This is a genomic window from Nocardia sp. No.11 (assembly GCF_038752175.1).
Taxonomy (GTDB): Bacteria; Actinomycetota; Actinomycetes; order Mycobacteriales; family Mycobacteriaceae; genus Nocardia; species Nocardia canadensis.
This window is the reverse complement of record NZ_JBCGFB010000139.1, coordinates 1-15,001: the sequence shown is the minus strand read 5'-3', so window position 1 is coordinate 15,001 and position 15,001 is coordinate 1. Positions and strand designations below refer to the sequence as shown.

At 69.3% G+C, this 15,001-nt stretch carries 12 protein-coding genes and 2 pseudogenes; 7 read left to right on the top strand and 7 right to left on the bottom strand.

From position 1 onward, the window contains the following. A pseudogene (locus tag V8688_RS27640) lies at window positions 1-795 on the bottom strand (NlpC/P60 family protein); the annotation flags it as partial. A 324-nt stretch (window positions 796-1,119) separates the two neighbouring features. Next, the gene (locus V8688_RS27635) at window positions 1,120-1,680 is read right to left on the bottom strand and encodes a DUF6676 family protein (protein WP_342802023.1); all 561 of its coding nucleotides are present in this window, start codon (window positions 1,678-1,680) and stop codon (window positions 1,120-1,122) included. A 294-nt stretch (window positions 1,681-1,974) separates the two neighbouring features. Between V8688_RS27635 and acnA the strand changes: the two genes are divergently transcribed. Next, a complete protein-coding gene (acnA, locus tag V8688_RS27630) occupies window positions 1,975-4,773 on the top strand; it encodes an aconitate hydratase AcnA (protein WP_316575278.1) in 2,799 nt (932 codons plus the stop codon). Between the two features lie 256 nt (window positions 4,774-5,029). Then, the gene (locus V8688_RS27625; RefSeq protein WP_316575279.1) at window positions 5,030-5,596 is read left to right on the top strand and encodes a helix-turn-helix domain-containing protein; all 567 of its coding nucleotides are present in this window, start codon (window positions 5,030-5,032) and stop codon (window positions 5,594-5,596) included. Between the two features lie 132 nt (window positions 5,597-5,728). Here V8688_RS27625 and V8688_RS27620 read toward each other — a convergent pair whose 3' ends face one another. Beyond that, the gene (locus V8688_RS27620) at window positions 5,729-6,223 is read right to left on the bottom strand and encodes a MarR family transcriptional regulator (RefSeq protein ID WP_342802022.1); all 495 of its coding nucleotides are present in this window, start codon (window positions 6,221-6,223) and stop codon (window positions 5,729-5,731) included. A gap of 137 nt (window positions 6,224-6,360) precedes the next feature. Here V8688_RS27620 and V8688_RS27615 point away from each other — a divergent pair, with 137 nt between their 5' ends. From V8688_RS27615 to V8688_RS27600, 4 genes are all read left to right on the top strand, one after another. Further along, complete coding sequence (locus V8688_RS27615; protein ID WP_218718269.1) at window positions 6,361-6,783, top strand: cupin domain-containing protein; 423 nt, start codon at window positions 6,361-6,363, stop codon at window positions 6,781-6,783. An 85-nt stretch (window positions 6,784-6,868) separates the two neighbouring features. Continuing rightward, complete coding sequence (locus tag V8688_RS27610; RefSeq protein WP_218718210.1) at window positions 6,869-7,285, top strand: acyl-CoA thioesterase; 417 nt, start codon at window positions 6,869-6,871, stop codon at window positions 7,283-7,285. A 286-nt stretch (window positions 7,286-7,571) separates the two neighbouring features. Beyond that, window positions 7,572-7,991: a hypothetical protein gene (locus V8688_RS27605; RefSeq protein WP_218718211.1), complete on the top strand. Its 420-nt coding sequence runs from the start codon at window positions 7,572-7,574 to the stop codon at window positions 7,989-7,991. 13 nt (window positions 7,992-8,004) lie between these two features. After that, window positions 8,005-8,964, top strand: coding sequence for a hypothetical protein (locus V8688_RS27600; protein WP_316575280.1), 960 nt, complete (start codon window positions 8,005-8,007; stop codon window positions 8,962-8,964). A 7-nt stretch (window positions 8,965-8,971) separates the two neighbouring features. On the opposite strand, the gene V8688_RS27595 is transcribed toward V8688_RS27600, so the two are convergent. After that, window positions 8,972-9,244, bottom strand: coding sequence for a helix-turn-helix domain-containing protein (locus V8688_RS27595; RefSeq protein WP_019047730.1), 273 nt, complete (start codon window positions 9,242-9,244; stop codon window positions 8,972-8,974). Between the two features lie 231 nt (window positions 9,245-9,475). After that, window positions 9,476-11,107, bottom strand: coding sequence for an ABC-F family ATP-binding cassette domain-containing protein (locus tag V8688_RS27590; protein ID WP_218718213.1), 1,632 nt, complete (start codon window positions 11,105-11,107; stop codon window positions 9,476-9,478). A 149-nt stretch (window positions 11,108-11,256) separates the two neighbouring features. On the opposite strand from V8688_RS27590, the gene V8688_RS27585 reads away from it, so the two are divergent. Beyond that, window positions 11,257-12,108 carry an SDR family oxidoreductase gene (locus V8688_RS27585; RefSeq protein WP_342802021.1) on the top strand — a complete coding sequence of 284 codons (852 nt, stop codon included), beginning with the start codon at window positions 11,257-11,259 and terminating at the stop codon, window positions 12,106-12,108. Between the two features lie 69 nt (window positions 12,109-12,177). On the opposite strand, the gene V8688_RS27580 is transcribed toward V8688_RS27585, so the two are convergent. Together V8688_RS27580 and V8688_RS27575 are read right to left on the bottom strand one after the other, a co-directional pair. After that, window positions 12,178-14,505: an MMPL family transporter gene (locus V8688_RS27580; protein WP_218718215.1), complete on the bottom strand. Its 2,328-nt coding sequence runs from the start codon at window positions 14,503-14,505 to the stop codon at window positions 12,178-12,180. A gap of 290 nt (window positions 14,506-14,795) precedes the next feature. Then, window positions 14,796-15,001: pseudogene (locus V8688_RS27575) on the bottom strand (lycopene cyclase); the annotation flags it as partial.

Below are 15,001 nucleotides of genomic sequence, written 5' to 3'. Positions count from 1 at the left end.
GGCGGCGTTGGCGGCGGCGAGCAGCGCGGTGACCTCGGCCTGGCGCTGATCGTCCCAGGCCAGGAACACCTCGCGCTGGCTCTGCAGGCCCGCCACCGTCTGGCGGGCGACGTCGAGGGCGGACTGCGCCGCGGCGCGATCGCGCTGGAGGTTGTCGCGGGTCACGGTCTGGCTGTCGTACTCGGACTTGGCCACGGCCACCGCGTTCTGGGCGGCGTTCTTCTTCTGCTCGGCGGCGTCGGCGGCACTGTCGGCGTCGGCCTTGGCCTGACGGGCCGCGGCGTTCTGGTTGGCCTGCGCGATCTGGGTGCGGCGCAGGTCGTCGAGCACCTGGCGCTGGTTCTTCGACACCATGCTCAGCACCTGCGCGCGATCCATCGCGGCATCAGGGGTCGAGGAGGCCAGGTAGGTGACGACCGAACTGTTCACCGGCCGCACATAGGCCTGGGTCGCGAGCTGATCGAATTCCTGGCGGGCCACACCGACTTTGGCGCCCGCGTCGGCCAGCAGCGCCTGGGAATCGGTGACCGCGGCCGCGGCCGCGTCGGCGGCGTCACGGGCGGTCTGCAGATCGACCAGCGCCTGGTTGACCGCCTCGCGTTTGGCGGCGAGCACGTCGTCGAGGGCTCGCAGCTGCTGATCGGCCGCGGCGACGCGGTTGATCAGCACACCGATCTCGCCGACCCGCGCGTCGACCTGCGCGCCCGCGCCCGCGATCTCGCCGTCGGAGGGATTGGGGGGCGGCGGTGGCACCGCCGCGACCGGTCCCGCACTCGCGAGAACGGCCAGCGCCATCAGCAATCCTGCCGCTACCCGTAATAGCCCTGGTTCGTCCTGCCTGCCCGCACCGCGCACGGCACCTCCGAGTGACTCGACTCGACATACGCCACCGGTGCATCAGCCCACCCATCGACCACACAAGTCGACCAATGCCCCCTGTACCACTGCTTTCACGATCGCGATCACCGCAACCGTACGACACATAGTTCACAAAGGAAACATCTGCCACAGGATGACAGGGGTGTAATTTGCCGATTGCCCGGAATTAGCCTTACGAGCGACAGGTTTGCACGCGAAAAACAGACCAGAGGTCTGGAAATGTGACGAAAGGGAGACTTGTTACTCGGGGGATCCCGCATCGCGGTGCGCCACAGCGACCCGCTCCCGCTCCTCGCCCTCGGGTCCGCGACGGACCTTGACGAGATACAGACCGGCGATCACGAGCGCGGTGAGCACCAGCAGCACAGCCGTGATCACCCCCCAGGACACACCTTCGGGCTCCTCGAGCCGGGTGACGAAGGCCTGCACGGCCTCCTCGGGATGGTTGCCCTTGTATTTGGCGCCGTCCTCGGCCCACTCCAGCCGGACGCGGCTGATGCCGTCGCTGTAGGTGCCGATCCAGTCGTCGCTGAAGACCGCGACGGTGCCCTGCGTACTTTTGCCCACCTCGGTGGCCAGGTCACGTAGGCTCGAGTCGTGGCCGGGGTTGCCGGGAACGACGACGACGCTCAGCGGGATCCCCTCGGATCGCGCCTCGGCGACGATCGCCGCCAGCTTCTCCTGGTTCACGCCTTTGGGAGCGGCGACATGATTGTCGGCGAGATCGGACCGGACACTGCTCAGCACGGTGTTCGGCGGCAGTTCGGCGGCCATCGGCGCAAAGGTGTGCAAGACGGTCATCTTCCATCCGGTCTGTCGAGCCTCGATCGCCTGCGTTGCGACGGGCATCCAACACTGCAGGGTGAGCGTCAACGCGTCATTCCCCGACTCGCTCGACTGGCACAGTAGCCGACGGTGCGCGCGGACACGCTCACACGGCTCGCCGAACCGCCCCCGCGTATTTCATAGGACAAGCGTACTGTTAGGCTCGTACGGCGAGGAATCCGGCGCTCACGGCGCCGAACCCCCTCCGAAGACGCGAGTCGCCGGCACAGCCCCGCCGGCGGCACACCCTCACAGATGAGTGGAGCTGACGTGACGAAGATTGATACCTTCGGCGCCAAGGGCACGCTCGAGGTCGGAAGCAACTCCTACGAGATCTTCCGTCTCTCGGCTGTTCCCGGCACCGAGAAGCTGCCCTACGCCCTGAAGGTGCTGGCGGAGAACCTGCTGCGCACCGAGGACGGCGCCAACATCACCGCCGATCACATCCGCGCGATCGCGAACTGGGACCCCTCGGCGCAGCCGAGCGTCGAGATCCAGTTCACCCCCGCGCGCGTGATCATGCAGGACTTCACCGGCGTGCCCTGCATCGTCGACCTCGCCACCATGCGTGAGGCCGTCACCACTCTCGGCGGCGACCCGAGCAAGGTGAACCCGCTCTCCCCCGCCGACATGGTCATCGACCACTCGGTGATCCTGGACGTCTTCGGTCGCGCCGACGCGCTGGAGCGCAACGTCGAGCTCGAGTACGAGCGCAACGGCGAGCGCTACCAGTTCCTGCGCTGGGGCCAGGGCGCCTTCGACGACTTCAAGGTCGTCCCCCCGGGCATGGGCATCGTCCACCAGGTCAACATCGAGTACCTGGCCCCCACCGTCATGGTCCGCAACGGCCAGGCCTACCCCGACACCTGTGTGGGCACCGACTCGCACACCACCATGGTCAACGGCTTGGGCGTGCTGGGCTGGGGCGTGGGTGGCATCGAGGCCGAGGCCGCGATGCTGGGCCAGCCGGTCTCCATGCTGATCCCGCGCGTCGTCGGCTTCAAGCTGACCGGTGAGATCAAGCCGGGCGTCACCGCCACCGACGTGGTGCTGACCGTCACCGACATGCTGCGCAAGCACGGCGTCGTCGGCAAGTTCGTCGAGTTCTATGGCGCCGGCGTGTCCGAGGTGCCGCTGGCCAACCGCGCCACCCTGGGCAACATGAGCCCCGAGTTCGGCTCCACCGCGGCGATCTTCCCGATCGACGAGGAGACCATCAACTACCTGCGCCTGACCGGCCGCACCGACGAGCAGCTCGCGCTCGTCGAGGCGTACGCCAAGGAACAGGGCATGTGGCACGACGCCGACAACGAGCCCGCGTACTCGGAGTACCTGGAGCTGGACCTGAGCACCGTGGTGCCGTCCATCGCCGGCCCGAAGCGCCCGCAGGACCGCATCCTGCTCAGCGAGTCCAAGGCGGCCTTCCGCTCCGACATCGTCAACTACGTCGGCCAGGGCGAGCTGTCCGCGCTGGACGAGGCGGGCGAGGAGTCCTTCCCCGCGTCGGATTCGGTCGCCGTGTCCGCCAACGCCGCCGACGACACCTACACCCCGGCCCACTCGGCCGCCAAGGGCGCCAACGGCCGTCCGTCCAAGCCGGTCGAGGTGCGCTCGGCCGAGCGCGGTGACTTCGTCCTCGATCACGGCGCCGTCGTGGTCGCGGGTATCACCTCCTGCACCAACACCTCCAACCCGTCGGTCATGCTGGGCGCCGCCCTGCTCGCCCGTAACGCGGTGGAGAAGGGCCTGTCGACCAAGCCGTGGGTGAAGACCAACATGGCGCCGGGCTCGCAGGTCGTCTCCGACTACTACGAGAAGGCCGGTCTGTGGCCCTACCTCGAGAAGCTCGGCTTCTACGTCGGTGGCTACGGCTGCACCACCTGCATCGGTAACACCGGCCCGCTGCCCGAGGAGATCTCGGCCGCGATCAACGACAACGACCTCTCGGTCACCGCCGTGCTGTCGGGTAACCGCAACTTCGAGGGTCGTATCTCCCCCGACGTGAAGATGAACTACCTGGCCTCCCCGCCGCTGGTCATCGCCTACGCGCTCGCGGGCACCATGGACTTCGACTTCGAGACCGACGCCCTCGGCCAGGACGCCGACGGCAACGACGTCTTCCTGAAGGACATCTGGCCCTCGGCCCAGGAGATCGACGACACCATCAAGGCGTCGATCAGCCAGGACATGTTCCGCAACTCCTACGCCACCGTCTTCGACGGCGACGCCCGCTGGCAGGGCCTGGCCACCCCGGAGGGCGACACCTTCGCGTGGGACGAGAAGTCGACCTACGTCCGCAAGGCGCCGTACTTCGACGGCATGTCGATGGACCCGAGCCCCGTCACCGACATCAAGGGCGCCCGCGTCCTGGCGCTGCTGGGCGACTCGGTCACCACCGACCACATCTCCCCGGCCGGCCCGATCAAGCCCGGCACCCCCGCCGCGCAGTACCTCGACGCCAACGGTGTGGCCCGCAAGGACTACAACTCGCTGGGCTCGCGTCGTGGTAACCACGAGGTGATGATCCGCGGCACCTTCGCCAACATCCGGCTGCGCAACCAGCTGCTCGACGACGTCTCGGGTGGCTACACCCGCGACTTCACCCAGGAGGGCGGCCCGCAGGCGTTCATCTACGACGCCTCGCAGAACTACCAGGCCGCGGGCATCCCGCTGGTCGTGCTCGGTGGCAAGGAATACGGTTCGGGCTCCTCGCGTGACTGGGCCGCCAAGGGCACCAGCCTGCTGGGCGTCAAGGCCGTCATCACCGAGTCGTTCGAGCGCATCCACCGCTCCAACCTGATCGGCATGGGCGTTGTGCCGCTGCAGTTCCCGGCCGGCCAGTCGGCCGCGTCGTTGGGCCTGACCGGCACCGAGACCTTCGACATCGAGGGCATCACCGCCCTCAACGAGGGTGTCACCCCGAAGACCGTCAAGGTCACCGCCACCGCGGAAGACGGCAAGGTCACCACGTTCGACGCGGTCGTGCGCATCGACACCCCCGGTGAGGCCGACTACTACCGCAACGGCGGCATCCTGCAGTACGTCCTGCGCAACATGATCCGCGGCTGAGATCATGCGCCGCTTCGCGGCGGGGTCCGGGGCCTCGTGACCCCGCCGCCGGACACTCGAGACTCGCGCCTGCGGCGCATGCGCTTCGAGTGCCCGGCGGCGGGGCGGCCCCGGACATCGCTCGTCGGGCTCGCTCCCGACGGGGTGGGTTCCTGCTCGGACCTCATCCACCATTGCTCGGCCACAAGCCAATTCATCATCGACCCCCGCTCCGCACTCCGGGGCGGGGGTCGGTGTATCGTCAGTCGGAGGACTCATGCCCAAGGTCAGCGACGACCACCTCGCCGCCCGCCGCAGCCAGATCCTCGACGGCGCACGGCGCTGCTTCGCCGAATACGGCTACGACGGCGCCACGGTGCGCCGTCTGGAGGAGGCCATCGGCCTCTCGCGCGGCGCCATCTTCCACCATTTCCGCGACAAGGACGCGCTGTTCTTCGCCCTGGCCAAGGACGACGCCGAGCGCATGGCCGAGGTCGCGGCCAACCAGGGCATCGTGCAGGTCATGCGGGACATGCTCGCCCGCCCCGAGGAATTCAACTGGCTGGGCACCCGCCTCGAGATCGCGCGCCGGGTGCGCACCGACCCGGAATTCCGCGCAAGCTGGACCCAGCGCTCCGCCGAACTCACCGCGGCCACCCTGGCCCGCCTGGAACGCCGCAAGGCCGCGGGCGCGCTGCGCGACGACGTCCCCACCGACGTCCTGCTCGGCTATCTGGACCTGGTGCTGGACGGCTTGATCGCCCGGATCGCCTCCGGCCACACCGACGACAATCTCTCCGCCGTCCTCGATCTCGTCGAAGCCTCCGTCCGCCGTCGCGACTGAGCTCCGGAACCCGAACCGCCGCAATGTTTTCCGGAACACCGCGGCGGTTCTTTCGTCGGTGCACCCACTGCCGACTCACCGATTGCGGTGCGCGGGATCTCCGATGACGATGGTTGCGCGTTGCGGGATCGGCTAGCCTTCGAGGCTGCGCAGCATGATGCGCGCGATCCGGTCCAGCGCCACGCGATCGGCGGGATCGAGCACCGACAGCATGCGCGTCTCGTTCTCGATGTGCGCGCCGACGACGACGTCGACGAGTTCGCGCCCCGCGCCGGTGAGTGCGACGCGCACCGCCCGGCGATCGCCCTGATCGGCGATCCGGCGGACCAGTCCGGCCGTCTCCAGCCGGTCGATCCGCCCGGTCATCCCGGCGCGCGAGAGCATCAGCGTGTCGGCGAGCACCGAGGGGTTGAGTTCGTACGGCGCCCCCGAACGGCGCAGTGCCGCAAGCACATCGAACTCACCACGCTGCAATCCATGCGCGGTGAACACGGCCTCGATGCGGGCCGTGGCGACGGTCATCAGCCTGCCGAGCCTGCCGAAGACGGCCATCGCCACCAGGTCGAGGTCGGGGCGTTCGCGCCGCCACTGGGCGGCGATGGCATCGACGGCATCCGGATCATCCATGGACGCAATTCTATTCGCTGCGATATAGTTCGGTAGCGAATTATCAACCAGCGAACGGAAAAGCCATGACGAACGCCCGCGATATCGCCCTCTGCCTACCCGAGGACGCGGAGACCCTCGGCACCGAGTCCGTGCGGATGCGCCTGCTCACCGACGCCGACGCCAGCGACGGCACCGTCAGCACGCTGGAGGTCACCATGGCGCAGGGCGCCGACGGCGCGGCGCCGCACTTCCACACCCGCTCCGACGAGCTGTTCTACGTCGCCGACGGCGAACTCCAGGTCATGGCGGGCGACCACATCCACACCGTCGGCGCGGGCGGCTCCCTGGTGGTCCCCCGCCACATGCCGCACGCCTTCGGCGCCACCCCCGACAGCGGCGCGCGCATCCTCATCGCCCTGATGCCCGGCGTGCAGCGCTTCGAGTACTTCCGTCTGCTCGACCGCCTGATCCGCGGCGAGGCGACGCACGACGAATTCGTCGCCGCCCAAGAGGAATTCGACAACCACTTCGTCGACGCGCCCGCCTGGTGGGCCGAGCGCAACGCCCACCGCCGCTGACCCGCGATACCGAACCGAGCAGTCTGTGGCGCAGATTGCAGGCATCCCGGGAACAATAGCGGCGAAACCCCTGGTTATACGCCGTATGACGTTCTCCGTACCGGTCCTCGTCCGCGGCTACGAGCTCGACACCCAGGGCCACCTCAACCACGCCGTCTACCACCAGTACGGCGAGCACGCCCGCTGGGAGCTGATGCGGGCGGCGGGGATCCCGCAGGACAAGTTCCTCGCCGGCGGGATCGGCGCGGTCGTCCTCGAATCGACGATCAAGTACCGGCGCGAACTGCGCGGCGGCGACGAGGTGACCGTGACGGCCACCTGCGAATGGGACGGCGGCAAAGTCTTCCGCTTCCACCACCAGATCATCAAGCTCGACGGCACGGTGTCCGCGGAGATCACCGTGGTGGCCGGCGCGATGGACCTGACCGAGCGCAAGCTGGTCCCCAACCCCGGCGAGCACTTTCGCGCTCTGGCCGAACGCCCGGAGCTCCTCGGCCTCTGAACCCGAGCCGACACGGCCCGTATCGTTCAGCAATCTCGCGGCGATGCGGGCCGTCGGCGTACCCGACATCGTTAGCTGATCGATTGCCGGTGCGACGGTGTGATCCCTGGTCGAGTTGTCCGAAATTCTCTCCCCGCTAGGCGATCACGCGCCGCTCGGCGGTTTGCCCGAGGCCCCGCAAATCTTGCGAACCGACTCGGTGACGCCCGCTCGCGCGTTATGATCCGTAGCACCTTCGGGGGTTCTGGCAAATCGCGAGCAGACGAGAAGATCGGAGTGAGTGCCCATGACCGACGCCATCCACCTCCCCGCTACCGCGTCGTCCCGAGATCGGGGCCCCGCCTTGCGCGGATTGCTGGTGGCCGAGTCCGAGCGCGACATCTCGGTGCGGGTCGACGGTGGTACGTGGACCTTCGACCGGCGTGACGTCGTGCGGCTCACCGAAGACCGCGCCACCGCGGGGGAACGGCAGGTGCGCGTCGACATCCGGCCCGGCGCGACCGCCGATTTCACCCGCCGGATGCGGGTGGAACTGGTCGACCGGCCGATCACCCTGGCGCCCGAGCCCTCCGAGGCACTCGGTGACGACCTGCTGGCCCAGGCCACCCGCGCCTGGGCGGCCAAGCTGCGGATCGCGGAGCGCGGCGGAGTCACCGGCGCCACGTTCACCTTCCGCGACGGCATCAACTGCGACAGCCTCGACTGAACGGCCCACGGTCATGGAACGCGCGACCGACGCGGTGCTCATCGTCTCCGAAACCGACGACCTGCACGCCGATGCGCTGGCCGCCACGTTACGAGAACACCACGGGCTCGACCCGATTCGGCTGGATCTGCGCGACTTCCCCAGGGAGACAGGCAGTTTCCGGCTGGACAAGGCAGGCACCAATCGCGCGCTGGCCCACATCCACGGTCTCGACGACGTGCGCGCGGTCTGGTGGCGCAGGCCGCACCCGTGTCTGGTACCGCACGGCGTGCGCGCCGCCGACGACGAGTTCCGCCAGGCCGAATGCGACGGGTTCCTCCAGGGCATGCTGTGGTCGATCCCGGCGTACTGGATCAACGATCCGGCCGCCGAGCGCACCGCCAGCCGCAAGATCGTGCAGCTCGAGACGGCACAGCGGGCCGGGTTCGCCATCCCGGAGACACTGATCACCAACGATCCGGACGAAGCCCGCAGTTTCGTCGAATCCCGTTCCGGCCCAGTGGTATACAAGCGCACGGGCACCGGGCGCGGCGAATTCTCCGAGACCAGGATCATTACCCGGCCGGAGCTGAGCAGGCTCGGCTCGATCCGGTCGACCCCGACCACGTTCCAGGACTACGTCGAGGCCAGCTGCGATCTGCGGGTGGTCTGGGTCGACGGCATCGAGTGGTCGGTACGCATCGATTCCCAGGCCGGCGTCGGCCGGGTCGATTCCCGGCTGGACACCTCGGTCGGCTTCGCCCGCGACCGGCTGCCCGCCTCGGTCAGCAAGTCGCTGGCCACCCTGATGGGGGCCCTCGGGCTGAGCTTCGGCGTCGTCGACCTGCGACTGGGCAACGACGGCGAGTACTACTTCCTCGAGGTCAACCCACAGGGGCAGTTCGCCTATCTCGAGATCAAGACGGGCCTGCCGCTGTTCACCAGCCTGGCGAACCTGCTCGTGCACGGGGACGGTGCGGTCCCCGGCTGGTGAGCGCGCCTCAGTCGGCCGGATTCTTGCGCCGGTTGGCGCCGCCACGGCCGCGCAACTCGACGTGCGACTCGACCAGCACATTGTGGATGAAGCCGTACGAGCGGCCGGTGGCCCTGGCCAGCGAGCGGATGCTCGCGCCCGCCTCGTACTGCTTCTTGAGCTGGGACTGCAACCGGTCGCGGGACTTGCCCGTGACCCGGGTGCCCTTTCCCAGCGCGGCCTTGCCGATCGTCGTCTTGCCCTTGGCCGACCTAGCGGCCTGTCTCGCACTGTCGCTCATGGCTTCCTCCGAGTCGCCGAGCAGCTGATTCCAGGCTAGACACTCCGGAGTCGGTGATCAACGAAAACAGTGATGAAACTCACGCGAGTGCCGCGAGTTCCCTCCCGACACAGCGTTTCACGCGCGACACACCGCCGTCACGGGCCCCTGACGGCTCAGGCGGTATAGAACAGCGCCAGAGCCGGGGACCTCCGTGGTGACGCTGCGCTACCGCCTCCGGCCCCTGACGGCTCAGGCGAGGTCGATCAGCTCGGCGTATTCCTTCGACCAGTGGTCCTCGGTGCCGTCCGGCAGCAGGATGACGCGTTCCGGGTTCAGCGCCTCGGCGGCGCCCGGGTCGTGCGTCACCAGGACGACGGCGCCCGCGTAGGTGCGCAGCGCCTCGAGCACCTGCTCGCGCGAGATCGGGTCGAGGTTGTTGGTCGGCTCGTCCAGCAGCAGCACATTGGCCGCCGAGGACACCAGCCCGGCCAGCGCCAGCCGGGTCTTCTCACCACCGGACAGGGTGCCCGCGGGCTGCTCGAGCTGCGGACCGGTGAACATGAAGGCGCCGAGCAGGCTGCGCAGCTCCTGCTCGCCCGCGTCCGGGGAGGCGTGCCGGATGTTCTCCCACACCGTCGCCTGATCGTCGAGGGTGTCGTGCTCCTGGGCGAAGTAGCCGACCTTGAGGCCGCGGCCCTGTTCGATGCCGCCCGAGGTCGGCGTCTCGACACCGGCGAGCAACTTGAGCATGGTCGTCTTGCCCGCGCCGTTGAGGCCGAGCACCACGACGCGGCTGCCCTTGTCGACGGCGAAGTTGACGCCGGTGAAGATCTCCAGCGACCCGTAGAGCTTGGTCAGGTTGTTCACCATCAGCGGCGTCTTGCTGCACGGCGCGGGCTCGGGGAAGCGGATGCGGGCGACCTTGTCGGCCACGCGCACGTCGTCGAGCTCGGCCATCAAGCGCTCGGCCCGGCGCACCATCTGGTGTGCCGCAGCGGCTTTGGTGGCCTTGGCGCCGAGCTTGGCGGCCTGCTGACGCAGTGCGCTCGCCTTCTTCTCGGCGTTGGCGCGCTCGCGGACGCGGCGCTGTTCGTCGGTGGCGCGGGCGTCGAGGTACTTCTTCCAGCCCATGTTGTAGACATCGGGCTCGCCGCGCACCGCGTCGAGGAACCACACCTTGTTGACCACGGCCTCGAGCAGTTCGACATCGTGGCTGATCACGATGAGGCCGCCGTCGTGGTTCTGCAGGAACCCGCGCAGCCAGGTGATCGAGTCGGCGTCGAGGTGGTTGGTCGGCTCGTCGAGCAGCAGGATGCGGTCCGAGCGCCCGCCCGAGCCGTCGGAGGCGGAGAACAGGATGCGCGCGAGCTCGATGCGGCGGCGCTGACCGCCGGAGAGCGTGCGCAGCTGCTGGCCCAGGACCCGGTCGGGCAGGCCGAGGCTGTTGCAGATGCGGGCGGCTTCGCTTTCGGCGACGTAGCCGCCGAGCGAGGAGAACTGGTCCTCGAGGCGGCCGTACTTGCGGATCGCCTTCTCGCGTTCCTTTTCGTCGGCCACCTCGGCCATCAGCGCCTGCTGCTTCTCCATGTCCCGGATCAGGGTGTCCAGGCCGCGCGCGGACAGCACCCGGTCGCGGGCGATCACATCGAGATCGCCTTCCTTGGGGTCCTGCGGCAGGTAGCCGATCTCGGTGGAGCGCGTGATCTTTCCGGCGTAGGGCTCACCCTCACCCGCGAGGATGCGCAAGGTGGTGGTCTTGCCCGCGCCGTTGCGTCCGACCAGTCCGATCCGGTCGCCGGACTGCACCCGCAGCGCCGGCCCGGGGGCCGAGAGCAGGGTGCGGACTCCGGCCCGGACCTCCAGGTCGGTCGCCGTGATCACAGGGCTTCTCCTCGTGTCGAAAAAGAATGGTGAGCGCCGATTCGACCCATCGTGCACCGTCGATGTCGGCAAGAACCACTCATTTTACCGTCCGCGGACTCGGCGACCGAACCGGCGCCGCCCGGTGTGAGCGTGGTTACTCTCGTCGCATGACTACCGATCTACTGGGCAGGACCGCCCTCGTCACCGGAGCGAGCCGCGGCATCGGCCTGGCCACCGCCGCCGAACTCCTGCGTCGCGGGGCCAACGTGCTGATCACCGCGCGCAAACCCGAACCGCTCGAGGCCGCGGCCACCGAGCTGCGCGCTCTCGGACACCCGGGGCAGGTGAGCGCGCTGGCGGGCAACGCGGGCGACGCCGAGGCGCGCGCCGAGGCGGTGGCCCGCGCGGTCGCGGAGTTCGGTTCGCTCGACATCCTGGTCAACAACACCGGCATCAACCCGGTGTACGGCGCGCTGATGGACGCCGACCTGGGCGCGGTCGGCAAGATCTTCGACGTGAACGTGGTGGCCTCGCTGGGCTACATCCAGCAGGCCTACCGGGCGTGGATGGCCGAGCACGGCGGCGCGATCGTCAACGTGGCCAGCGTGGCCGGCATCCGGTCCTCGGGCGTGATCTCCGCCTACGGCGCCTCCAAGGCGGCGCTGATCCGGCTCACCGAGGAACTGGCCTGGCAGCTGGGCCCGAACATCCGCGTCAACGCGGTGGCGCCGGGCGTGGTGAAGACCAAGTTCGCCGACGCCCTGTACTCGGCCGACGAGGACCGCGCCGCGAGCGTCTACCCCTTGAAGCGCCTCGGCGTCCCCGAGGACGTCGCCAAGCTGATCGCGTTCCTGGTCTCCGACGAAGCCGCCTGGATCACCGGCGACTGCGTCCGGGTCGACGGCGGCCTGCTCGCCACCGGCGGCATNATCGCGTTCCTGGTCTCCGACGAAGCCGCCTGGATCACCGGCGACTGCGTCCGGGTCGACGGCGGCCTGCTCGCCACCGGCGGCATCTGACCGACGCGAAGGGCGGCATCGGTTTCCCACGCGAAACCGATGCCGCCCAGCGGAACTACGACGTCGGGGTCAGTCCGCGGACTCCCGTCCGGCGGCGGCCAAGCCCTCCTCGGCGCGGGCCGCCTGCGCGCGCGCCAGCGGGTCGTTGACCAGGGTCTCGGTCTCGGCCACCGGCCTGCCGGTGGTGACACCCAGCGGATCACGCACGGGGACATCGTGATTCAGCGACCGGCCGGCGCCGCCCTCGTCCAGGCCCCACCGATCGTGCAGGCGGCGCAGGAATTCCGGTGCGTACCAGTTGGCGTCGCCGAGCACCTTCATCGCGGCGGGCAGCAGGAAGCCGCGCACCAGGGTGGCGTCGACGATGACCGCCAGCGGCAGGCCGATGCCGAAGGCCTTCATGAAGGTGATGTCGGAGGCCAGGAAGCCCAGGAACACCACCGAGATCAGGATCGCGGCGGCGGTGACGATGCGGCCGATCCGCTCCAGGCCGAGCGCGACGGCGGTGTCGTTCTTGCCGGTGCGGTCGTACTCCTCGCGGATGCGCGAGAGCAGGAAGACCTGGTAGTCCATCGCGAGACCGAACGCGGCGGCGAACAGCATCACCGGCACGGTGGCGGACAGATCGCCGGTGACGGTGAAGCCGAGCAGCCCGGACAGGTGCCCGTCCTGGAAGATCCACACCAGCGCGCCGAAGGTCGCGGTCAGGCTCAGCGCGCTCAGCACCACCGCGAGCACGGGCAGCACCACGCTGCCGGTGAGCGCGAACAGCACGAGCAGCATCACGATCACCACGAAACCGAGCGCCCAGGGCAGGGCGTCCTCGATGGCGGTGATGGAGTCGACGTTGGCCGCGGGTACGCCGCCGACCAGCAGCTCGCTCGGCGTCTCGACCGCGCGCACCTGCCCGACCAGGTCCGACAGCGCGGCGCTGTCGGTGGTGGCGGGCACGATGGACAGGTAGACGGCCCGATCCGCCCGGAACCGGGCGTTGGCCGCGGTGGGACCGGTGAGCAGACCGCCCTGGGCGTAGCTGCCGGTCGCGGTGTCGACCCGGCGCACGTGCGTCAGATCCGACATCCGGCGGGCGATGGCGTCCACTCCCGCCGCGCTGTAGGCGCTCTCGGGCAGCACGGCGACCAGGGGGTTCTGGTCGCTCTCGCCGAAGTCGGCGTGCACGATCTCGGTGACCTGGCGCGAGGGCATCGACGCGGGCAGGCTGCGCTCGTCGGGGAAGCCCAGCTGCACGCCCAGGAACGGCGCGCCCAGGATCAGTAGCAGCGCGGTCACGGCCAGGCCGATCGGGATCGGCTTGCGCATCACCGCGGTGGCCAGCTTGTGCCAGGCGCCCTCGCCCGGAGCCGGCCGCGGCGCCCGCAGGAACCACCAGCCGAGCTGGCCCTTGTCGATGCGGGTCCCGAGCAGCAGCAGGGTCGCGGGCAGCACGGTCAGCGAGACCGTCGCGGCCAGCGCCGCGACGAGGATGCCCGCGTATCCCATCGACCGGATCGCCAGCAGCGGGAAGAACAGCAGACCGGCGAGCGCGACGGCGACCGTCAGCGCCGAGAACGCGACCGTGCGGCCCGCGGTGCGCAGGGTGGTCGCCACCGCGCCGGCCGGGGTGCGGCCCTCGGACAGTTCGTCGCGATAGCGGTTGACGATCAGCAGGCTGTAGTCGATGGCCAGACCGAGGCCGAGCAGGGTGGCCACGTTGGTCGCGCTCACCGAGAGCGGCGTGAACAGGGTGAGCATCCACAGCGCGCCCATGGTCGTCAGCACGGTCACGAACGCGACCAGCAGCGGCAGACTCGCCGCGACCAGCCCGCCGAAGACGAACAGCAACGCGAGCAGTGTGAGCGGGAAGGCAATCGCCTCGCCCTTGGCGATGTCGCGCTTGCCCTGCTCGACGGTCTCGTGCATCAGCATGGCGAAGCCGCCCGCCCGCACCTGCAGCGTCCCGTGGGTGCCGCTGAGCTCGTCGGCGATCGCGGCGACGCGTTCGTCGATCTCGCGTTCGCTGCCGAGCACACTGGCCACGATGAGGCCCTGCTTGCCGTCGACACTGCGCAGCGCGGGCTGGTGGGTGGTCCAGTAGGAGGCGACGTCGGTGACGCCCTCGCGTTCCTGCAGGTTGGCGACCAGCGCCGTTGCCGCGGCAGTGGATTCGGGGTCCTCGACCGAGGACTCCGTCTGTACCAGCAGCAGCAGGTTCGGCGGTGACTGCCCGAACTCCTCGCGCAGCACCTCGAGCGCTCTGCTGGATTCGCTGCCCGGGTCGGTGTATCCGCCGCCCTCCACCCGCTCGAACAGCGTGGCGCCGAGTGCGCCGAGCACCACCGCGAGCACCGCGAACACGCCGAGCACCCAGCGGCTGCGCCGCTTGGTGAATTCGAACACCGATATTCCCCTAACTAGTCACGCAACTGGGCGGCACGCACATCGACGCGCGGGGCTGGGGGAACTCCCGGCCATCCGCCTCGTCGGCCCGATCCTGTTGGCGGGTGGGCGCGTTCGCTCGGCGATGGTAGCAACTTCGTGGCGCCGCCGCCGGGCCTCGGGCCGACCCCGCGCACACCCACCGGATCCGGGTCAGCGACCGGTCCGCTACACCGCGCCGCGCGAGCACCGCTCGTCGTGCTCGGCGCACCAGCACCCGGCACGTCGGGCGGTCGCGATCGGGCCGGATCTCACCCGATTCCGGCCACCGAGATCACCAGGGTGCGGCGCAGGCGCGGAGGTAGCGCGGCGAACAACGCGCGCATCGCCGCCAGGGTGCCGCCCAGGTCGTCACCGGACAGGTACGACCGTTGCAGCGTGTCGGGCAGCGCGAAGAAGGCGGCGAAGAAGATCGCGACGTCACGCGGCGGGAGCGCCAGCAGCGCCCGCAGACCGG